The following is a 20,358-nucleotide window of genomic DNA, read 5'->3' on the forward strand; positions in this document are numbered from 1 at the left end:
TCTTATATAGAAGAATGCTAATATAAATAGTCACTGGATAAAGAATCACTTTATTTTCTATCAGTCGTCATGATTAATATGCTTAAGCCATTACAGGGAAAGACTCAGGGAGTTCTGATGGTGCACAAGCGATAATATCATTTCTGTTGGCACCACAGTCTTCAATGAAGGTCACTTTGGCAAACTCATCAATGACTTCTTTTGGATAAGTTGGACCTGCATCGCGGTACTGACGCATTAAATCAAGGTGCTCGTTCTGATAGCAAACGGTTTTTTTCGGATCATTGAAGACCCAACGAGGGAAGAAGATAACGCCGTGAACTTCTTCTCTGTCCAGATTAATTGTCAGACTTACCGTTGTTCCGGTTGGTTCATCCCAGGAAATCTTGTAAACATTATTACCAACAGAATGGATGTGTGCTTCCTGATCGGTAACCCAGCGACCGCCAACAATACCGCTATGAATACGATAATCAAAGACGTTTTCTGATTTTACATAGATTTCATATTGCCAGCCGTTGTCGTATGTATAAACCAAGTGTTTTCCGATCAGTCTGTTTAATTCTGCTCTCTGTTGTTCTGGATTATTCATATTGTTTTCCTTACTTCGTATTCGTATAGAAAGATGATGCAGAGAATATATCATTTGATTTTTAAATTGATAAACGCTATTTTTGCGGTAAAACAATCTAAAAATCAGATGGATTCATATGCATCGTTCCACACTTGAACAATGGTTTGTGCTGCAAACCGTAGTTGATATCGGCGGTTTTACTGCGGCGGCCAGACAATTAAACCGCAGCCAGTCATCCGTGAGTTATGCCATTAAAAACTTGCAGGAGCAGTTAGGCGCCAGTTTATTGGTTGTCGAAGGGAAGAAGGTCGCATTGACCCCGATTGGTGTGGCACTGTTGGAAGATGTCCGGCCTTTGCTCAGAGAATTTACCAATATAGAGAGCAGGGCGAAATTTCTGACAGCCGGTGCTGCGGCCCGGATCCGGCTTACGGTTGACTGTATTTATCCGAAACCGCTGTTGTTTTCTGCCCTGAAGATATTTCAGCAAAACTTTCCTCACACTCAGGTTGAGCTGGAAGAAGTGATACGTTTTACGCCGTCATTCAACTTTTCAGTGGGGGATTTGGCGATTGGGTTACCTTTTTATGGTGAGCTGATGGGGCAAAAATTACTGGATGTTGAGCTTGTGGGTGTTGCTCATCCGAATCATCCGCTGCACCACATGAAGAATTCTGCATTAACCATGACCGATCTACATCATCATACCCAGGTTTATATGGATAACCGATACGAATACTCACCGGAAATGATTGAGAAGCCAAGTCAGCGCTGGACTGTAAATACGATTGAGAGTGCAATAGAAGCGGTACGCAGTCAGTTGTGTTTTGGCTGGCTTCCCAAGCATATGATTCAGACTTTGCTTGAGCAGAATGAGTTGAAATTGCTTCCGTTGGCAACCGGGTTGATGAGAAAGATTCCGCTCTATCTCACTTATACCGATTATGATCATCTGAGCCCGACATCACAGGCACTAGTACAGATCATTCAGGAAACAAACTTATCATCAGCAGATGGATGAGTTGGGAAGAATGTTCCAATTCTTTGATTTAGGACAGCATTCTTGTTCGAATTTTTTGATGAAGATGATAAAAACTACATCTATGTTTTTCCAATTGTTATCGATATACTCGATGTGAAACCGATTGATTAGGAGTGATTGATGAGTGAGTTGATCAGTAAAATTGAAGCAGGGTTGAATCATCCGGATGCCGCGAAGTTGGTTCTCAGGGTGAGTTTTAGCCTGATGTTTTTGTTACATGGTATTCATAAAATATTTGCAGGAACCGGGTTTATTCAGGGATTGTTTATTGATTTAGGTTTACCGGCTTTTCTTGCTTATGCTGCTTACCTGGGGGAAGTTGTCGCGCCGATCATGATTATTCTAGGCCTGTTCACCCGTTTTGCTGCGACAGCAATGATAGGGACTTCGCTTGTCGTGATCGGACTGGTACACCGGGATGACTTTTTCTCGCTGAATCAGTTTGGAGCCTGGGAAGTTGAGGATATCGGTACTTATTTATTTGCGTCAATCACGATTCTGCTTCTGGGATCGGGCAAGTATGCAGTGCGTCCGGATTAAAACCCGACTGAAGAATACCGTATAACAAAGAACCCGGCATACTGCCGGGTTCTTTGTTTTGTCACAGGGGAATTCTACATTCGCTCAAGTGTCTGAATACCCAGAAGATTCAGTCCTTGCTGAATAGTTTTCGCTGTCAGTGCCGCAAGTTTCAGACGACTGTCACGGGTTGTTTCACTTTCTGCTGACAGAATCGGGCAGGCTTCATAGAAGCTGGAGAACTGTCCTGCCAGTTCAAACAGATAAGCACACATCAGGTGTGGTTGGCCTTCACGGGCAACTGACTGTACTGTTTCTTCAAACTGTAACAGTTTGGTGATAATCGCTTTTTCTTTACTGTCGGTAATCTGAATCTCTCCGTTGAGATGATCCATGGTCATTCCTGCTTTGGAAAAAATAGATGCAACCCGGGTGTAGGCATACTGCATGTAAGGCGCGGTATTTCCTTCAAAAGCCAGCATATTGTCCCAGTCGAACACATAGTCGGTTGTCCGGTGTTTTGACAGGTCTGCATATTTTACCGCAGCCATTGCTACAGTTTTGGCGATTGATGTTTTTTCTTCCTGCGCCAGTTCCGGATTCTTACTTTCGATAAGCCGGGTTGCCCGTTCTTCTGCTTCATCCAGCAGATCGGCCAGACGGACTGTTCCACCGGCCCGGGTTTTGAACGGACGTCCATCTTTCCCTAACATCATGCCAAAAGCGTGGTGCTCCAGTGATACTTCTTCCGGGATATAACCGGCTTTCCGCACGATAGTCCAGGCTTGCTGCAAATGTTGATGCTGACGCGAGTCAATAAAATACAGAACTCGATCGGCCCCCAATTGTTCGTAGCGGTATTTGGCACAGGCAATATCAGTAGTTGTATAGAGGTAACCACCATCACGCTTCTGAATAATTACCCCCATGGGTTCACCATCTTTATTTTTGAACTCATCAAGAAATACCACCTGGGCGCCATCATCTTCCTGAGCTAAGCCTCTGGCTTTCAGATCGGCAACGATTTCCGGCAGCATAGCGTTATACATGCTTTCTCCCATGACATTATCACGGGTTAAGGAAACATTCAGACGGTCATAGTTGAACTGGTTCTGAGTCATGGTGATATCGACCAGTTTTTTCCACATTTGTGTGCAGAATGCATCACCACTTTGCAGTTTTACCACATAGTTTCTGGCTTTCTCTGCAAACGCTTCATCTTCGTCATAGCGTTTTTTGGATTCGCGATAGAAAGCTTCCAGATCTGCGAGTTCCATCGACTCGGCATTTTCACTTTGCTGAATACGTTCCAGGTTGGCGATCAACATACCAAACTGAGTTCCCCAGTCACCGATATGGTTTGCCCGGATGACTTTATGTCCCAGAAACTCAAGGGTGCGGACCACTGCATCACCGATGATCGTTGAACGCAGATGGCCGACGTGCATTTCCTTAGCAACATTGGGTGCGGAATAGTCAGCGACAATTGTCTGAGGCGCTTCCTGAGCGACACCAAGCCGGGAATCGGCGAGTGCTTTTTCTGCCTGTTGTGCCAGGAATGCTTCGTCGAGGAAAATATTGATGAATCCCGGACCTGCGATTTCTGTCTTGCTGGCAATTCCGTCCAGATCAAGTACATCCAGTACTTTTTGAGCAAACTCGCGTGGATTCGTGCCGAGTTTTTTGGCAACACCCATGATGCCATTGGCCTGATAATCGCCAAACTGTGGTTTGGCTGACTGGCGGACGGCTGCTGGGCTACCGGCAGGCGCACCGGCTGCTTCAAGTGCTTGAGATACTTTATCGTTTATCAGTGCTTGGATATTCACGTACTTATCCTTCAATTCCAGGAATTGTCTGCTTGTGCATCATAAAATGGTGATGCACATCTCGATCTTGTTCAAAAATTGGCGCACATAATAGCAACTTTATTATCACTCTTATAGAGAAAAGCTTCTGAAATTTTCTACTTTCCTCTGGAATCCTGCTAGGATGCCGCTTGTTTCAATGCGGAAGATGGTACTCAAATGCAGTCGTTTTTAACAACCAACCGGCTTATGCCAGTACAGATGTATGAAGATGTTTCTGTTTTTATCCATAAAATCAGCGAATTATGTGATTTTTTACAGATGGATTTGTCCCCGTTCCATCTGGATCATATTGCGATGCGTATTAATGACCGGCAATACGCAGAGGCCGCACACCAGCTTTGGTTATCTGAAGGCAAGGAAATATCATCTGCTGAGATTCATGGCCGGCCAATTATCGTGATTGAACTGGAAGAGCCGATGACTCTCGGATCATGGACGACCAGACATGTGGAATTGCCTTATCCGGCGAAAGGGAAAATCTATTCCCGGCAGGGATGGGAACATGTCGAGTTTGTGGTTCCTTCCGAGGCAACTACGGTCGAAAATTTCTTACAGGATATCTGGCAACGTTTTCCGTCTCTGGAGGAGATGTGGCCAATGCTGGAACAACAAGGGATTCAGGTAAAATGTTCCTCTCCGCAAGGAGAAGGTGAGCGTCTGGCAAACCCGACGATTGCTTTTCGCCGGGAAAATATCTGTTTCAAATTGCATCCATATTCACTGGCTCAGGTCATTGCTTCTGAGAAAAAAGCAGGTACGGACAATTAACCCAGCTCATACGCTTTTGGCATTAGCTGGAAAGCTTCAATTGATCCGACTTCTCTGCCCAGAGTCAGTTGACCTGCATCATAATGTGCATTTCCCTGAGTGTGCATAATCAGCCGGTTGGCGGTTCTGGGTTTCAGCTCGTTTACAACGAAGCGGATCATATCCGAGCGGGACAGCTGTTTGAGTTCCTGTAGAACCTGCTCCCGTTGATCAAACTGATGATCTTTATTTCCGATAGCAACCCAAAAACGCTGAGCGCGGCTTCTGAGCGTTGGATCCGGTGTAGCGATTTGGTTTAATAATCCCCGTTTGCTGCTATGCCACTGATATTCGTTCAGTTCAAGCAAGACCATATAAAAGGCATTGAGGTATTCATCAATTGAGGCCATCAAATCTACTGGGGCTGCGTGAGGTGACTGCACATACATGACGATTCCCGGATGACGGTTCAGAGGAAGATTTCCGGTGCCAACCATATAGCCCAGCTGTTGCTTGGTTCTGATTTCATGAAAGAAGGTTGCAGACATTAAATGATTCGCTAGTGAGTAAAGCGCAACACTTCGGGGAGAAATGTCGGTGCATTGGTAATACAGGACAACCGCTGAATCATCCTGATCACAATAGACTTCCCGGCGGAAAGTTCCTTGCTTACCGAGCATCACCAGAGGCCGGAGAGATTCTTCATAACGTTGGTCCTGTACATGCAAGGCCTGGATGAGTTCCTGACCTATCTGCAACGCGTCTGATTTTCTCCAATCGCCATAGATGAACATTTCAACATGCAGTTGAGATAACATCTGATCGACGAAAGGAGCCAGTTCTTGGACCTGAATGGTTTGAAGTGCCTCAAGTAAGCTGTCATAAGGCGGATTATTCGGCTGTAATAGCCCGGTCATCGCATTAAACAACTGTGAAATCGGACGATCTTTGGCTGCATTCCGCCAGCTTCTCTCCAGCTGTGTTTTGACGGACAGGAAACGGTGCTCACTAAATTCCCTTTGTTCGAAACGATCCAGAATTAATTTCAGCAGCTCGGGTTGTTTCTGGCTGAAGCCAGAAATTGACAGAGTGACGCCACCCTGATGGGTGTACATGTTGTATCCCATCCCGGCGATCTCTGCCGGATATGTTTCTTTTGCCAGAGAATCGAGAAAGATCTCAACACACAGACGTGTCATGACAATATTACGGGGGTTTTGAACCGCATAAGGGCTATCGATAGCAACGTATATAACCCCTTTCGGAACCAGAAATTCCTGATCCTGCATATGCCACAGACGGAATCCATCGCTCTCCTGTATGATCTGCGGTTTATCATTAGTTGAATCGATAGGCTTTGGCTGAAGTTCATGACAGATGAAAGGATTCGGTTCAGGTAAATCCATACTCAGCTCTGACTGAGCCTGCCCGAAAAATGCTAATTGTGACTCCGTAAAGGAAGTCACCGAATAAGGGGTATAATACCAGTTGGCCGTTTGGTTGTAGTCCCGTCCCTGAGCCAAAAGCGTCGCCCTGAGGTTTTCCGGGACAAATTGGTCAAGAATTTCTCTGAGCAGAGCTTCATCGTAGCTTTGCATCATGTAATCGCCGTAGATAGTATCTTCTTCCCGGTAATGCTGCATGTTCATTACCAGGTGGCTAACGGTGTCCAGTGGCCGGGCAGTTTCCTGATAACGAAAAGCAGCTTCAAGGACAGCTTTTTTCTCATCATAGCGCCAGGGTTGTAGCCCATGCTCCCGGATCTGCCGGATATAGCTGAAAATTGCCAGAATAACTTCGTCAACATGCTCAAGACCTGCTTCGGTGAGTAACATGCTAATAGTAAATTCCCGGTAGTTACTGCCACTGGCTCCGCCTCCGGCCGAAAGGCTGGTTATCCATCCTTTGTCTTTCAGAGCCAGAGTCAGACTGTTTTTCCCTTCATAACCCAGTAAATGGGCAAAATAGGAGAGTGGTTTTTGCTGATAGTAAACATCCATACCGGGGAGTGGGAATGCCAGAAACAGTTTCCGAATATCTTTGAGTGGTTCGGCTTCAATCAAAAGCCCGGTATTTTCCCGGGTAACGAATGGTTCCCGAATCTTCTTGCCATAACGCTGTTGGTTAACCACAGCAGAGAATCGTTCAACAATCCATTGTTCCTGAATATCCAGTGACTCGGGAGCAATCACTGCCAGAGTCATCAAATCGGCTGAGTAATGCTCACGGTGAAAACGGACAATTTCTTCACGAATGCTGGCTTGGTTGCGATCTGAAAGCGTTTGTAGATTGCCGACTGAAAATTTGGCAAAAGGGTGCTGTGGATGAATGGTTTCTTTATGGACCTGATAGAGACGCCGTACATCATCATTGAGCTTTAACTTATATTCTGACTCAATTGCCTGACGTTCTTTGTCCAGAGATTCCTCGTTGAACAAGGGAGCAGTAAAAAACTGGGCGAAGCGATCAAGAGCCTTTTCATATGCCGAAGCCGTAATGTCAAAAAAGAAACAACTATGTTCAGTTCCGGTCCACGCGTTATGCGATCCCCCGTGCTGATTAATGAAATTTTGAAACTCGCCGGAATTTGGGTATTTTTCCGTTCCCAAAAATAGCATATGCTCTAGGAAGTGAGCTAAGCCTTCGCGATCTGCCGGATCATCAAAATGACCGACATTGATTGCCAGAGCTGCCGCACTTTTTTGTGCATTTTGGTCACAAATCAATAGCACCCGAAGTTGATTAGGCAAGGTGATATATCGGTAACTATTTGTATCATTTGGACTGATGTGCACGAGATATGCCTCCAGACGTGGCTAGGGAATCGATCATTAGTATGACGTTGAAAACAGGAGTCGCCAACCTTAGATAACAATTTTATGAGTAAAATGTTATTTTAATTTGCTCAATTGGATTGAAGCAGCCAATATACACTTGAGGTTTCTCTAACGACGACAATCAGGGCTTGGCTATATAGAGTGAGTATGAACTCATCTGTGAGTTTAATGGTGTATTTAAGGTAGCCATCATATGAAAATTTTTATTATGCGTCACGGAGAAGCGGGATATTGCGCGACAGGTGATGCGGATCGGCCTCTAACCGAACTCGGAAAAAATGAATCGGTTTCCGTCCTGAAACAGGCGAATGACATTCAGAAAATCAGCGTAGATAAAGTCTTGGTCAGCCCTTATCTTCGGGCTCAGGAAACATGGCGGGAAATAGCAGACTATATCGATACCCGCAGTATAGAAACTTGTGATGATATTACACCGTACGGTAAAGCCGACCGGGTATTTGATTACCTGATGGTTTTGGCCGACATTGAGAAAGTGAATTCATTTTTTCTGGTTTCCCACTTACCGCTTGTCGGTTATTTGACCAGTGAGTTTGTCAGAGAGATGACGCCACCGATGTTTCCGACATCAGGATTGATCTGTCTTGATTATATGCCGGAGACACAGCGGGGCGAACTACTGTGGCGTCTTTCTCCCAAATAGGACCCGGTTGAGAACTGGGCTGTTCGCTGAGTAAGTGTGTCTTGAGATTATCTGAGTATCAAACCTTGTATATCGGATGAACTTTCCTGAGAGGGGAGTCTGTTCGGAGAAAAGGTTTGTGCATCCTGTCATTGGGTTCATTTTCCTTCACTTATTTCTCATATCAATTTGCATATCGCCAGAGACTGTGCGATATGACATCCCGCTGTTTGTGATGCGATTTAGCGAGCCATAAATTTGACATGTTTATGGTTCAATTATTGCATGATGCGAGAAATCCATACGTTCCCGATGGAGGCCTGAGGTTCCGGGTCTTCATTTCTAAACAGAGAATTATGAACGGTCATCTATGAAGTTTACCCTGCCATTTGCTGACAAATTACCGCTGATTCCCCGGAGAACTGTCCCTGCGGTCGGTGCTCCTATTATGGTGCTTGCAACGTTGGGAATGGTGGTGCTGCCTATTCCGGCGTTTATGCTCGACCTGTTTTTTACGTTCAATATTGCGTTGGCGATGGTTGTTCTGCTGGTGACGATATATACACGTCGGCCACTTGATTTTGCTGCTTTTCCTACGGTATTGCTTATTTCTACACTGCTTCGGTTAGCTCTGAACGTTGCATCGACCCGGGTGGTTCTGCTGTATGGTCATGAAGGTCCGGGAGCTGCTGGTAGTGTGATCGAAGCATTCGGTAGTGTTGTGATTGGCGGAAACTATGCTGTCGGTCTGGTGGTTTTCCTGATTCTGATGATCATTAACTTTATGGTTGTCACCAAAGGTGCCGGCCGGATTTCAGAGGTAAGTGCCCGCTTTACACTGGATGCATTGCCAGGGAAACAAATGGCGATCGATGCGGATTTGAACGCTGGATTAATTGATCAGGAGCAGGCACGTCTTCGTCGCTTCGAAGTGACGAAAGAAGCTGACTTTTACGGCTCAATGGATGGTGCTTCCAAGTTCGTGAAAGGAGATGCGATTGCCGGGATTCTGATCCTGTTTATTAACATTCTCGGTGGTCTGTCTATCGGGATGATCCAGTATGATCTGGGATTTGGCGATGCAATTCAGATTTATACGTTACTGACCATAGGTGATGGTCTGGTCGCTCAGATTCCGTCATTGCTCTTGTCAATCGGTGCCGCGATCATGGTGACGCGTCAAAATACCGATGAAGACATGGGGCAGCAGGTTATCTTCCAGATGTTCGACAACCCGAAAGCCCTGATGATAACTGCGGCGATTCTGGGAGTCATGGGGATTGTTCCCGGTATGCCACATTTTGCGTTTCTTCTTCTGGCGTCTCTTGCCGGAGGCGGATCCTATCTTTTGCATAAGAAGCAGCAGAAAGCAGCAGAAGAAAAACAATTACCGGCAGAGCTGGATACCGAGGCTCCGAAGCGAAGAGAACTATCCTGGGATGATGTTCAACCCGTAGATGTGATTGGTCTGGAAGTGGGGTATCGGTTGATTCCTCTGGTTGACCGGGATCAGGGAGGTGAACTGCTGGAACGGGTCAAAGGGGTCAGGAAAAAACTGTCGCAGGATTTTGGATTTCTTATCCCGCCGGTTCATATCCGGGATAATCTGGAACTTTCACCAAATAGTTATCGAATCACGTTGATGGGGGTTGCTGTCGGCGAAGCGGAAATTCGTCCCGATCAGGAGCTGGCCATTAACCCTGGGCAGGTTTACGGAGCTATTGATGGCGAACATACATTCGATCCGGCCTTTGGTCTGGAAGCTGTCTGGATTCGCGAGGAACAGCGGGAGCATGCTCAGGCTCTGGGCTATACCGTCGTTGATTCATCAACAGTACTGGCGACTCATCTGAGTCAACTGTTAACGAATAATGCCGCTCAGTTAATCGGTCATGAAGAAGTTCAGAATTTACTGGATATGCTGTCTCGCAGTGCGCCGAAACTGGTTGAAAATTTTGTTCCGGATCAACTGCCATTGGGAACGGTTGTGAAAGTCCTGCAAAATCTGTTGAACGAAGCAATCCCGATTCGGGATATACGGACTATCGTCCAGACTCTTGCTGAATATTCAGGAAAGAGTCAAGAACCCGACATCCTGACAGCCGCTGCCCGGATTGCTTTACGACGTTTAATTGTTCAGGAAATCAATGGTATAGAACCAGAATTGCCTGTGATTACTCTGATTCCTGAGCTGGAACAATTATTGCATCAGACCATGCAAGCGTCAGGTGGAGAATCCGCAGGTATTGAACCCGGTCTGGCTGAGCGGCTTCAGTCTTCGTTGAGTCAGGCGACTCAGGAGCAGGAGCTGAAAGGTGAGCCAGCCGTTTTACTGACTTCTGGTGTACTGCGCTCGACCCTGGCTAAATTTGTGAAAAATACGATACCCAACTTGCGCGTGCTTTCTTATCAGGAGATTCCTGATGAAAAACAGATTCGAATTGTACAGGCTGTCGGTAACTAGCAGATAAACATGATGGTGGGTTGCTGCTTTGAAGATAAAACGATTTTTTGCTAAAGACATGAAAACTGCATTGCTCCAGGTAAAAGAGGAACTTGGAGTTGATGCGGTAATTATGTCGAATAAAAAAGTTGCAGGTGGTGTTGAAATCGTTGCTGCAGTCGATAGCGATAATGTCGCACCCAAAACACAGGTTCACGGTTACAGTTCTCAACCCCGTCATCGTGAACATGAAGGTGTATCACCTTCTGCCGGACGACGTGAGTTGGCAGAAGATCGGGTTCATTTAGGCCAACGTGCTGCACCTGCTCCCCAAAAATCCCGGACACCACAGCAAAAGACATCCAGTCAGCGTGGGTCGATGACCAACCGCTTTGCCAACCTGTTGAAACAGTACTCTCCAGCTCACGAAGAAGCAGAGTCTGAACGTGAAGATACACTGACCTCTCTGTTGCAACGTCAGGCAAAGTCATCACAAGCCGGTAGTAGTCATGCACCTGTGAGTCGGTGGGATGAACGGGAAGAGAATCATAAGCCACAACTTGACCCTTCTCGCTATGAACGTCGTCAAAAACGGGAAGAAGCGCAAAGTTCTCAGGATATTGAGCTGATGAAAGAAGACATCAACTCAATTCGTCGTCTTCTGGAGCATCAGGTTTCTGGCCTGATGTGGCAGGAGGTCGAGCGTCGGGAACCGCTTCGGGCGATGTTAATCAAGCGATTATCCCGAATGGGACTTTCTCTGGAACTGGCGGATCAACTGGCTTGTTATATACCGGAAGACACGCCGCCACCGAAAGCCTGGCGAGCTTTACTCGGACTGGTGTCGGATCAAATTCCGGTTGTTAACCAGGATATTTTAAAGAAAGGGGGCGTTGTTGCCCTGTTAGGGCCGACTGGTGTAGGAAAAACCACCACGGTTGCAAAGTTAGCTGCAAGGGCAGCAATGGAGTATGGATCGGACAATGTAGCACTGGTAACAACGGATACTTATCGTATCGGAGCCCATGAGCAGTTGGCAATATACGGTAGAATAATGGGGTGCCCGGTAAAAGTCGCTAAAGATTCCAACGAGTTAGCCGATGTAATTCAGCAATTACGAAATCGACGACTGATTCTTGTGGATACAGCAGGCATGGGACAGCGTGATGTGCGTCTGTCTGAGCAACTTGACACCTTAATGCAGGATCGCGGTAGTGCGATCAAAAGTTATTTGGTTTTACCAGCAACAGCACAAAGAAAGGTGCTTCAGGAAACCATTGATCATTTCAGACGAATTCCCTTATCCGGATGCATCATGACGAAGTTAGATGAGTCTCTGAGTCTGGGAGAGTTTGTCAGTGTGGTTGTGGAGAATGCGTTACCCGTCGCTTACATCGCGAATGGACAGCGTGTTCCTGAAGATATTGTGATTGCTCAGCCAAAATATATGGTAGCGAAAGCGAACGAATTGCTAGAGAAGTCGGCTGACAATGAGCCTCACTACTGGAGCAGTGACTCAGAGAGAATCTAGGCGGCGAACAGATATGACGAATAAAATGATTTTTGACCAAGCAAGCGGCCTGCGCCGTTTAAGCCAACCGACACTGACAAAAGTGATTACAGTGACGGGAGGAAAAGGTGGTGTTGGAAAAACCAACGTTACTTTGGGAATGGCGATGAGTATGGCTCGTCAGGGCAAGAAAGTAATGGTGCTTGATGCCGACCTGGGATTGGCAAATGTAGATGTCATGTTAGGTATTCGCCCTAAAAAGAATCTGGGGCATGTCCTGGCTGGTGAGTGTGAATTAAAAGATGCTATCGTCGAAGGACCATATGGGATTAGAATCATCCCTGCAACTTCCGGAACCAAGTCGATGGTCGAGTTATCCCATGCTCAGCATATCGGATTGATTCGGGCATTTGGCAGTCTGGAAGAAGAAATGGATGTGTTGTTGGTTGACACGGCTGCGGGTATTTCTGATATGGTTGTAAGCTTCGCACGGGCTGCTCAGGATGTTGTTGTCGTTGTTTGTGATGAACCGACGTCAATTACCGATGCTTATGCTTTAATTAAATTACTCAGTAGAGAGCATCAGGTTCAGCGTTTTAAGATTGTTGCGAACATGGTGCGTAGCTATCGGGAAGGGCGTGAGTTGTTTGCGAAGTTGACCTTAGTCACAGAGCGGTTCTTGAATGTAGGCATAGAACTCGTCGCATGCATTCCTTTAGACGATAATGTACGGCAGGCGGTTAAAAAACAGAAAATCGTTGTTGATGCATTTCCGCGTTCGCCGGCATCACTTGCGATTAGCTCTTTGGCGAATAAAGCATTAACATGGCCAATACCGAAAACGCCCAGCGGACACTTGGAATTTTTTGTCGAGCGGTTGCTAAACCGAACAGAAATAGTAGGGGAACCATTTGGTGAATAAGGCGCTGACTTACGATCAATATGGAAATATCAATAATCAACAGGCTTTTTTAGAAAAGTATTCTGTATTGGTTAAGCGTATAGCTCACCACTTGATCGGACGTTTACCGCCGAGTGTTCAGGTCGAAGATTTAATCCAGGCTGGAATGATCGGACTACTCGAAGCCCAGAAAAACTATGATAATAGTAAAGGTGCCAGTTTTGAAACCTATGCGGGTATCCGTATTCGGGGGGCAATGCTGGATGATATTCGTCGTGGAGACTGGGTTCCACGGTCTGTTCATAAGTATAATCGTGAGATCAGCCAGGCAATTTCGATACTTGAAGGTGAATTAAATCGTGATCCGACCGATACAGAGGTTGCGAAGTATCTGGGAATGTCGTTAGATCAATATCATAGCGTCATTACCGATATAAACTGTTCTCGCATCGTGGGGATTGAAGATCTGGGTGTTTCCGAAGATGTGATTTCCCCTTTTGATTCCGATGACGAGAATTCTCCTTTTAAAGGTGTTGCTGACGAATCATTTCGTAAAGCATTGGTTGAATCAATAAAATCGCTTCCTGAACGTGAAGCTTTGGTACTTTCGCTCTATTATGATGAAGAGCTAAACTTAAAGGAAATTGGTGAGGTGCTTGGTGTAAGTGAGTCTCGCGTAAGCCAAATATTAAGCCAAACGATGCAGCGTTTAAGAACAAAGCTGCGTTCTTGGACACAGAATGACTAATATCACTGATCTCATACTCAGTGGAGGCAATTTTGAATAAAAACATGAAAATCCTTATTGTTGACGATTTTTCAACAATGCGCCGAATAGTGAAAAACCTGCTCCGCGACTTGGGTTTTAATAATACTCAAGAAGCTGATGATGGTTTGACGGCTTTGCCTATGCTTAAGAAAGGTGATTTTGACTTTGTCGTGACCGACTGGAATATGCCGGGAATGCAAGGGATTGACTTACTTCGAAATATTCGTGCTGATGAGGAGCTGAAACATCTTCCTGTATTGATGATTACAGCTGAAGCGAAGCGTGAGCAGATAATTGAAGCTGCTCAGGCAGGGGTGAATGGTTATATTGTGAAACCATTTACAGCGGCTACGCTTAAGGAAAAGTTGGATAAAATCTTTGAGCGTTTATAAGTCTTGAACTTTGGTCAGCGTGTATGATCTGGTAAGAGAGAAATTTATTCGCATATAAAGGCTCTTTCAGGATGATTGAATTAGAACAAGCACAACAGCTCGTCCGGTTACTGGAAAGCGGGAAGCAAGAAGAAGCCAATGCATTATTGGTGGATATATACAAAGCTAAGTCCGCTGATCCCATGTTTCGGCAGATCGGCGAGTTAACCCGAGAGCTACATGAATCTATAAAGGGATTCTCCGTTGATGAGCGGATGAGTGAAATTGCGACGGCTGAAATCCCTGATGCAAAAGACCGTCTTCAATATGTTATTTCCAAAACTGAGGTTGCAGCCAATAAGACAATGGATGCAGTCGATCGGTGTATGCCGATCGCAGATAAGTTGCATCAGAGTTTGTTAGATGTTCGTCCTCAGTGGAACGAGCTCATGAAAGGTCGGATAGCATTAGAAGAATTTAAAGCGTTGTGTCATAGAATTGACGATCTACTCAGTCAGATTGAAGGAGATAGTTCAGAATTACGCGGTGAGTTGATGGATATCCTCATGGCTCAGGATTTCCAGGATTTGACGGGGCAGATCATTCGGCGTGTTATTACATTGGTGAGTGAAGTTGAGCAACGGCTCGTTGATATTCTTACCGTGTTTGGAACGAGCCAGTCAGAACAACAAGCAGATAATATAAAACATCAGTCTACTGAACCTGAGGGGCCGATTTTGAATCCTCATGAAAGAAGTGATGCAGTTTCATCTCAAGACGAAGTTGACGATTTGTTATCGAGTCTTGGTTTTTAGAGGTGCCGTATGAGCTACGAATTAGATGAAGATATTTTACAGGACTTTTTAGTTGAAGCAGGTGAAATATTAGAGCTGTTGTCCGAACAATTGGTCGAGCTTGAAAATAATCCTGAAGATAACGATCTTTTAAATGCAATCTTCCGGGGATTTCATACGGTAAAAGGTGGTGCTGGTTTTCTTTCTTTAACTGAACTGGTTTCAACCTGTCACGGTGCGGAAAATGTCTTTGACATATTGCGTAATGGTCAAAGAAAAGTGACTGCGGGTTTGATGGACACAATGCTTCGGGCATTAGATACAGTAAACGAGCAGTTTCAGGCCGTACAAGACCGAGAACCTCTGGAGCCCGCTGACCCTGTATTACTGGAAGAATTACACCGCCTGTCTCAGCCAGCTTCAGCTGATGAAAACGACGAAGATGAAATCTCCCCATCAGCCGATTCATTACATGAAGAGCCACCTGTTGTCGAAGAACCAATCGTTGAAACCCCTGTAGAAAATACACCACAGGGCAATACAGCTGCGTCCGATGCCAAAGGTTCGAGTTCAATTGATGAAATTACGCAGGATGAATTCGAGCAGTTGTTGGATGAACTTCATGGCAAGGGCAAAGCGCCAACGGCTGATTCCGGTTCAAAAACACCGGCAGAAAAGCCAGCTCAGGCTGCATCACCACAGAGTACAGCCAATGACAGTGGTGATATCACTGACGATGAATTCGAAAAGTTACTTGATGAACTTCATGGTGTAGGAAAAGGTCCTTCGCTTGAATCTAAAGCACCGGAAACTCCTCCATCAGCAACTCCTAAGGCTCCGGCACCAAAAGCACCAACAGAAAGTTCAACAGCCAAATCATCTGCAGCAGCCGGTGATAGTGATCTCATGACTGATGATGAGTTTGAGAAACTATTAGACGAATTGCATGGTGCTGGTAAAGGGCCTTCAGTTGAAGAGCTGGAAATGGCTGTCAAGCCTGCATCGGCGAATCCAGAACCTGTAGCGAAGGCAAGTGCAGCACCCAAAGCAGCCGTCCAGGCTGAGCCGAAACCGGCAGCGACACCTCCGGTCAGTGAAAAACCGGCAGCTAAAACTCAGGTTGCAACCAGAGAGTCTAAAGAAGTTGCCGCTGCGAAGAAACCGCAGGCAGAAGCAACGGTTCGTGTGGATACTTCGACGTTAGATACAATTATGAATATGGTCGGAGAGCTGGTGCTTGTCCGGAACCGTTTACTTAGTCTTGGTTTGAACAGCAACGACGAAGAAATGTCGAAGGCTGTTTCTAATCTGGATGTTGTGACCGCTGATCTGCAAGGCGCTGTCATGAAAACCCGGATGCAGCCGATCAAGAAAGTTTTTGGCCGTTTCCCTCGTGTGGTCCGGGATTTGGCAAGAAGCCTGAAGAAAGATATTGTCCTGGAAATGCGTGGTGAAGAGACCGATTTGGATAAAAATCTGGTTGAGGCTCTGGCTGATCCATTGATTCACTTGGTCAGAAACTCGGTTGACCATGGTATTGAAATGCCAGAAGACCGGGTAAAAGCTGGTAAATCCCGAACCGGGAAAGTGCTTTTATCCGCATCTCAGGAAGGTGATCATATCGAACTTTGCATCATTGATGATGGTGCAGGGATGAATCCGGATAAGTTGCGTGGTATTGCTGTCAAAAAAGGGCTTATGGATGAAGATGCGGCTTCTCGTCTGACAAATAAAGAATGCTTTAATCTGATTTTTATGCCGGGTTTCTCCAGTAAAGAGCAGATTTCTGATATATCCGGCCGTGGGGTTGGTATGGACGTGGTTAAAACGGCCATTAATACTCTCAATGGTTCGATCGATATTGATTCTGAGATCGGGAAAGGAACAAAAATTGCCATTAAAGTCCCACTAACCTTAGCAATCCTCCCTACATTAATGGTTGGTGTCGCAGGCAGCCCATTTGCTTTACCACTTGCCAGTGTTAGTGAAATTTTCCATCTTGATCTGAGCCGGACTAACGTGGTCGACGGGCAACTGACAATTATTGTTCGTGAGAAGTCGATCCCCTTGTTCTATCTGCAAAACTGGCTGGCACCTCGTCAGGGCATAATTGAACACCGGAAAGGGCATGGGCATGTTGTTATCGTGCAACTGGGGAACCAGCGCGTTGGTTTTGTGGTTGATACCCTGATTGGACAAGAAGAAGTGGTGATTAAACCGCTGGATAATTTGTTACAGGGGACTCCGGGAATGGCCGGAGCTACAATTACCAGTGATGGACACATCGCGTTGATACTGGATGTGCCTGATTTATTGAAAAACTATGCGGCAGCATCCCGAATCTAGTTGACTGGTTGAGATAAGGAAAAATATGGCGATAAGAGTTTTAGTGGTTGATGACTCCAGTTTTTTCAGACGTCGTGTTAGTGAAATCATTAACTCGGAATCGCGTTTAGAAGTGATTGACGTCGCGATCAATGGTCGTGAGGCTGTAGAGAAAGCGAAGCGCTTAAAGCCGGATGTCATCACAATGGATGTAGAAATGCCTGTCTTAGATGGCATTTCTGCTGTCAAAGAGATTATGGCGGATAATCCGACACCAATATTGATGTTCTCGTCCCTGACTCATGATGGAGCGAGGGCGACTCTGGATGCTCTGGATGCCGGTGCCATGGATTTCTTACCGAAAAAGTTTGAGGATATTGCCCGGAACCGTGATGAAGCTGTGACTCTGTTGCAACAGCGAGTCTTGGAGATTTCCCGGAAAAAAGCTTATCTTCGGCGAGTTACTCCTCTTTCTACGTCTCGTCAAAGTACACCAACTGCGACTTCACCTTCATCCAGAACCTCTGTAGGCAGGCCGATACAATCGACAAGCCGCCCTTTGAGCGGTGGAGTCAGTTCACCACCACTTCGTTTTAAATCCAGCGGAAAAAAATATCAGCTTACAGCAATCGGTACATCAACCGGCGGACCTGTTGCGCTTCAGAAAATACTGGTGAAGTTACCGGCAAACTACCCACATCCGATTCTGTTAATTCAACATATGCCTGCAACATTTACCTCAGCTTTTGCCAGTCGGCTGGATTCATTATGCAAGATTTCAGTGAAAGAAGCAGAAGATGGAGATGTTTTGCGTCCAGGGGTTGCTTATCTTGCTCCGGGCGGTAAACAGATGATGGTAGAAGGGAGAGCTGGCGCGGCCAAAATCCGTATCCTGGACGGCGGTGAGCGAATGAATTATAAGCCCTGTGTGGACGTAACATTTGGCTCAGCGTCAAAGATTTACGCAGATAAAGTGCTTTCGATTGTGTTAACCGGAATGGGAGCCGATGGTCGGGAAGGTGCCCGGATGTTGAAACAGGCTGGTGCAACAATCTGGGCTCAGGATGAAGAAAGCTGTGTTGTTTATGGCATGCCTCAGGCTGTGGCTAAAGCTGGAATTTCTTCTGAGAGTTTGCCTTTGGAGCGTATAGCCGAGCGTATTTTGGTTGAAGTAGGTCTTGCATAAGGAAAACCGATGATTGTTTGGAGTATTGCCAATCAGAAAGGTGGAGTAGGAAAAACGACAACGACGATTACGTTGGCGGGTTTGTTATGCAAGAAAGGTCATCGGGTTCTTTTGGTGGATACGGATCCGCATGCTTCGCTGACGACTTATCTCGGCTATGATTCTGATCATGTTGAGTCGAGTCTGTTTGATCTGTTTCAATTGTCATCACTGAAAGAAGAGTCCGTTCGCCCTCTGGTGATTCAGACTGATATTGAAGGAATGGATCTGATCCCTGCACATATGTCTCTGGCAACGCTGGATCGTGTGATGGGAAACCGGAGCGGGATGGGACTGATCCTGAAAAAAGCATTACTGGAATTACGTCATCAATATGATTATGTGCTTATTGACTGTCCTCCGATTCTAGGCGTAATGATGGTGAATGCTCTTGCTGCCAGTGACCGGATTCTAATACCGGTGCAGACTGAGTTTCTGGCCATGAAAGGGCTGGAGCGGATGATTCGGACACTCAGTATCATGCAGAAGTCACGCAGTCGGGAGTTCAAAGTTACCATTGTTCCGACTATGTATGATAAAAGAACCAGAGCTTCTTTACAGACTTTAACTCAGTTGAAGAAGGATTATCCGGATCAGGTCTGGACGTCTGCTGTCCCTATTGATACGAAATTTAGAGATGCCAGTCTGAAACGTTTACCTGCGTCTCATTTTGCAGAAGGTAGCCGGGGCGTTTTTGCATACAAACAATTGCTTATCTACTTAGAGAGGTTAGCGATTAATGAGTCGTGATGCAGCGTTATCCAGTGAGCAGGCTTTAGACGATTATTTTGCTGCCCTGTTAAATGAAGATGCAGGGGAGTTAGAGCTGGTTCAAGAAAAAAACTCACAAGTTTCGCAAGAATCTCAAGTTGTACCACAATTACAGACACAGCGTGTCGTTGAAGAATCAGAAGTTAATCAGGATGAATCTCTGTTTCCGAACCTTGAGGATGTGCAGCGCTTATTAAACCAACTGGAGTCTTCAAATCCGGTTGATGAAATTGAAGATCTTGCTGAGTTGCTGGATCGGAATACTCAGAAAATTGTTTCTCATCAGGAGACAGAGGTCGTAGGAGATGAGATTCAGGACTGGGATATTGAACTTCAGTCGGAAGACGTGATAGAAGTTACAACAGAGGTTGCAGTTGCCGAAGACGAGATAGTTCTGGCGGAAGTAGAAAGTGAACCGCTGGTTGTTGAGCCTGAAGTTGTGACTCAGTCTGCGGAGGCTGTTCGGGAAGATGTTGATGAACAGCAGGAAATCCAACCAGAGCCTCAAACTCAGGCTGGTGGTGTTGGGGATGTAGTATCCTGGCACAGTACTGAGCGGGCTGAAGATTTTCAGGTACTGTATTTTGAAGTCAATGAGGTTACATTTGCAGTTCCTTTAGACGAATTAGGTGGCATTCATCGTCTGGAGAAAGTGAGTCATCTGATTGGCAGACCTCAGTGGTATCTGGGGTTACAGACTAACCGGGATCATCAGTTGGATGTTGTTGATACAGCCCGGTGGGTTATGTCAGAAAAGTTGATGGATGACAGCTATAAGGAATCATATCAGTATATTGTTATGCTGGGTGATAGCTCATGGGGATTAGCATGTGATCAACTGAAAGGAACCGAATTGCTGAACCCAGAAAAGGTTCGTTGGCGTGAACAGGCAGGGAAACGTCCCTGGCTTGCCGGAATGGTAAAAGAAAAAATGTGCGCTCTGATTCATGTTGAAGCATTGACTGCAATGTTAAACGCGGGATTAGATGTCAAAGCGCTCGATAATGAATAGATTTACC

General features: G+C 45.8%; 17 protein-coding genes. 14 read left to right on the forward strand and 3 right to left on the reverse strand.

The window, feature by feature from the left end; genetic code table 11:
* Positions 1 to 82: 82 nt before the first annotated feature.
* Entirely contained in the window at positions 83 to 592 is a 510-nt protein-coding gene (locus OCU74_RS05110) for a phenolic acid decarboxylase (protein ID WP_087480550.1), read from the reverse strand.
* 118 nt (positions 593 to 710) lie between these two features.
* On the opposite strand from OCU74_RS05110, the gene OCU74_RS05115 reads away from it, so the two are divergent.
* Positions 711 to 1,595, forward strand: a complete 885-nt coding sequence (locus OCU74_RS05115) for a LysR family transcriptional regulator (RefSeq protein ID WP_087480551.1) — start codon at positions 711 to 713, stop codon at positions 1,593 to 1,595.
* 141 nt (positions 1,596 to 1,736) lie between these two features.
* Positions 1,737 to 2,156: a DoxX family protein gene (locus OCU74_RS05120; RefSeq protein WP_087480552.1), complete on the forward strand. Its 420-nt coding sequence runs from the start codon at positions 1,737 to 1,739 to the stop codon at positions 2,154 to 2,156.
* Positions 2,157 to 2,230: 74 nt separating this feature from the next.
* On the opposite strand, the gene argS is transcribed toward OCU74_RS05120, so the two are convergent.
* On the reverse strand, positions 2,231 to 3,964 hold the full coding sequence (argS, locus tag OCU74_RS05125; RefSeq protein ID WP_087480553.1) for an arginine--tRNA ligase: 1,734 nt from the start codon (positions 3,962 to 3,964) through the stop codon (positions 2,231 to 2,233).
* Between the two features lie 198 nt (positions 3,965 to 4,162).
* Between argS and OCU74_RS05130 the strand changes: the two genes are divergently transcribed.
* On the forward strand, positions 4,163 to 4,774 hold the full coding sequence (locus OCU74_RS05130; protein ID WP_087480554.1) for a VOC family protein: 612 nt from the start codon (positions 4,163 to 4,165) through the stop codon (positions 4,772 to 4,774).
* Here OCU74_RS05130 and OCU74_RS05135 read toward each other — a convergent pair.
* The gene (locus OCU74_RS05135; RefSeq protein ID WP_087480555.1) at positions 4,771 to 7,548 is read right to left on the reverse strand and encodes an insulinase family protein; all 2,778 of its coding nucleotides are present in this window, start codon (positions 7,546 to 7,548) and stop codon (positions 4,771 to 4,773) included. The two genes, OCU74_RS05130 and OCU74_RS05135, sit on opposite strands and share 4 nt — an antisense overlap.
* A 235-nt stretch (positions 7,549 to 7,783) precedes the next feature.
* Between OCU74_RS05135 and sixA the strand changes: the two genes are divergently transcribed.
* The 11 genes from sixA to OCU74_RS05190 all read left to right on the forward strand — a co-directional run bounded on the left by sixA (position 7,784) and on the right by OCU74_RS05190 (position 20,351).
* Positions 7,784 to 8,251 (forward strand): phosphohistidine phosphatase SixA, encoded by a 468-nt coding sequence (gene sixA, locus OCU74_RS05140; RefSeq protein ID WP_087480556.1) that lies wholly within the window; start codon positions 7,784 to 7,786, stop codon positions 8,249 to 8,251.
* Between the two features lie 349 nt (positions 8,252 to 8,600).
* Positions 8,601 to 10,694, forward strand: coding sequence for a flagellar biosynthesis protein FlhA (gene flhA / locus OCU74_RS05145; protein ID WP_087480557.1), 2,094 nt, complete (start codon positions 8,601 to 8,603; stop codon positions 10,692 to 10,694).
* 58 nt (positions 10,695 to 10,752) lie between these two features.
* Entirely contained in the window at positions 10,753 to 12,204 is a 1,452-nt protein-coding gene (gene flhF / locus OCU74_RS05150; RefSeq protein ID WP_390623647.1) for a flagellar biosynthesis protein FlhF, read from the forward strand.
* 13 nt (positions 12,205 to 12,217) lie between these two features.
* The gene (locus tag OCU74_RS05155; protein WP_200807691.1) at positions 12,218 to 13,105 is read left to right on the forward strand and encodes a MinD/ParA family protein; all 888 of its coding nucleotides are present in this window, start codon (positions 12,218 to 12,220) and stop codon (positions 13,103 to 13,105) included.
* On the forward strand, positions 13,098 to 13,832 hold the full coding sequence (locus OCU74_RS05160) for an RNA polymerase sigma factor FliA (RefSeq protein WP_087480560.1): 735 nt from the start codon (positions 13,098 to 13,100) through the stop codon (positions 13,830 to 13,832). Before OCU74_RS05155 ends, OCU74_RS05160 begins: the two co-directional genes overlap by 8 nt.
* 44 nt (positions 13,833 to 13,876) lie before the next feature.
* Positions 13,877 to 14,245, forward strand: coding sequence for a chemotaxis response regulator CheY (gene cheY, locus OCU74_RS05165; RefSeq protein WP_087480561.1), 369 nt, complete (start codon positions 13,877 to 13,879; stop codon positions 14,243 to 14,245).
* 71 nt (positions 14,246 to 14,316) lie between these two features.
* Positions 14,317 to 15,039 carry a protein phosphatase CheZ gene (locus OCU74_RS05170; protein WP_087480562.1) on the forward strand — a complete coding sequence of 241 codons (723 nt, stop codon included), beginning with the start codon at positions 14,317 to 14,319 and terminating at the stop codon, positions 15,037 to 15,039.
* A 9-nt stretch (positions 15,040 to 15,048) separates the two neighbouring features.
* Positions 15,049 to 17,364 (forward strand): chemotaxis protein CheA, encoded by a 2,316-nt coding sequence (locus OCU74_RS05175; protein ID WP_087480563.1) that lies wholly within the window; start codon positions 15,049 to 15,051, stop codon positions 17,362 to 17,364.
* A 25-nt stretch (positions 17,365 to 17,389) separates the two neighbouring features.
* Positions 17,390 to 18,529, forward strand: a complete 1,140-nt coding sequence (locus tag OCU74_RS05180; protein WP_087480564.1) for a protein-glutamate methylesterase/protein-glutamine glutaminase — start codon at positions 17,390 to 17,392, stop codon at positions 18,527 to 18,529.
* 9 nt (positions 18,530 to 18,538) lie between these two features.
* The gene (locus OCU74_RS05185) at positions 18,539 to 19,318 is read left to right on the forward strand and encodes a ParA family protein (RefSeq protein WP_087480565.1); all 780 of its coding nucleotides are present in this window, start codon (positions 18,539 to 18,541) and stop codon (positions 19,316 to 19,318) included.
* Entirely contained in the window at positions 19,308 to 20,351 is a 1,044-nt protein-coding gene (locus tag OCU74_RS05190) for a chemotaxis protein CheW (protein ID WP_087480566.1), read from the forward strand. Before OCU74_RS05185 ends, OCU74_RS05190 begins: the two co-directional genes overlap by 11 nt.
* Positions 20,352 to 20,358: the final 7 nt, after the last annotated feature.

Source organism: Vibrio mangrovi (assembly GCF_024346955.1).
In the GTDB taxonomy this organism is placed as follows: domain Bacteria; phylum Pseudomonadota; class Gammaproteobacteria; order Enterobacterales; family Vibrionaceae; genus Vibrio; species Vibrio mangrovi.

Bases quoted from the DNA above. Each gene is read 5' to 3' on its own strand.
- OCU74_RS05110 (WP_087480550.1), bottom strand. From the start codon at position 592: ATGAATAATCCAGAACAACAGAGAGCAGAATTAAACAGACTGATCGGA.
- OCU74_RS05115 (WP_087480551.1), top strand. From the start codon at position 711: ATGCATCGTTCCACACTTGAACAATGGTTTGTGCTGCAAACCGTAGTT.
- OCU74_RS05120 (WP_087480552.1), top strand. From the start codon at position 1,737: ATGAGTGAGTTGATCAGTAAAATTGAAGCAGGGTTGAATCATCCGGAT.
- OCU74_RS05130 (WP_087480554.1), top strand. From the start codon at position 4,163: ATGCAGTCGTTTTTAACAACCAACCGGCTTATGCCAGTACAGATGTAT.
- sixA (WP_087480556.1), top strand. From the start codon at position 7,784: ATGAAAATTTTTATTATGCGTCACGGAGAAGCGGGATATTGCGCGACA.
- flhA (WP_087480557.1), top strand. From the start codon at position 8,601: ATGAAGTTTACCCTGCCATTTGCTGACAAATTACCGCTGATTCCCCGG.
- flhF (WP_390623647.1), top strand. From the start codon at position 10,753: ATGAAAACTGCATTGCTCCAGGTAAAAGAGGAACTTGGAGTTGATGCG.
- OCU74_RS05155 (WP_200807691.1), top strand. From the start codon at position 12,218: ATGACGAATAAAATGATTTTTGACCAAGCAAGCGGCCTGCGCCGTTTA.
- cheY (WP_087480561.1), top strand. From the start codon at position 13,877: ATGAAAATCCTTATTGTTGACGATTTTTCAACAATGCGCCGAATAGTG.
- OCU74_RS05170 (WP_087480562.1), top strand. From the start codon at position 14,317: ATGATTGAATTAGAACAAGCACAACAGCTCGTCCGGTTACTGGAAAGC.
- OCU74_RS05175 (WP_087480563.1), top strand. From the start codon at position 15,049: ATGAGCTACGAATTAGATGAAGATATTTTACAGGACTTTTTAGTTGAA.
- OCU74_RS05180 (WP_087480564.1), top strand. From the start codon at position 17,390: ATGGCGATAAGAGTTTTAGTGGTTGATGACTCCAGTTTTTTCAGACGT.
- OCU74_RS05185 (WP_087480565.1), top strand. From the start codon at position 18,539: ATGATTGTTTGGAGTATTGCCAATCAGAAAGGTGGAGTAGGAAAAACG.
- OCU74_RS05190 (WP_087480566.1), top strand. From the start codon at position 19,308: ATGAGTCGTGATGCAGCGTTATCCAGTGAGCAGGCTTTAGACGATTAT.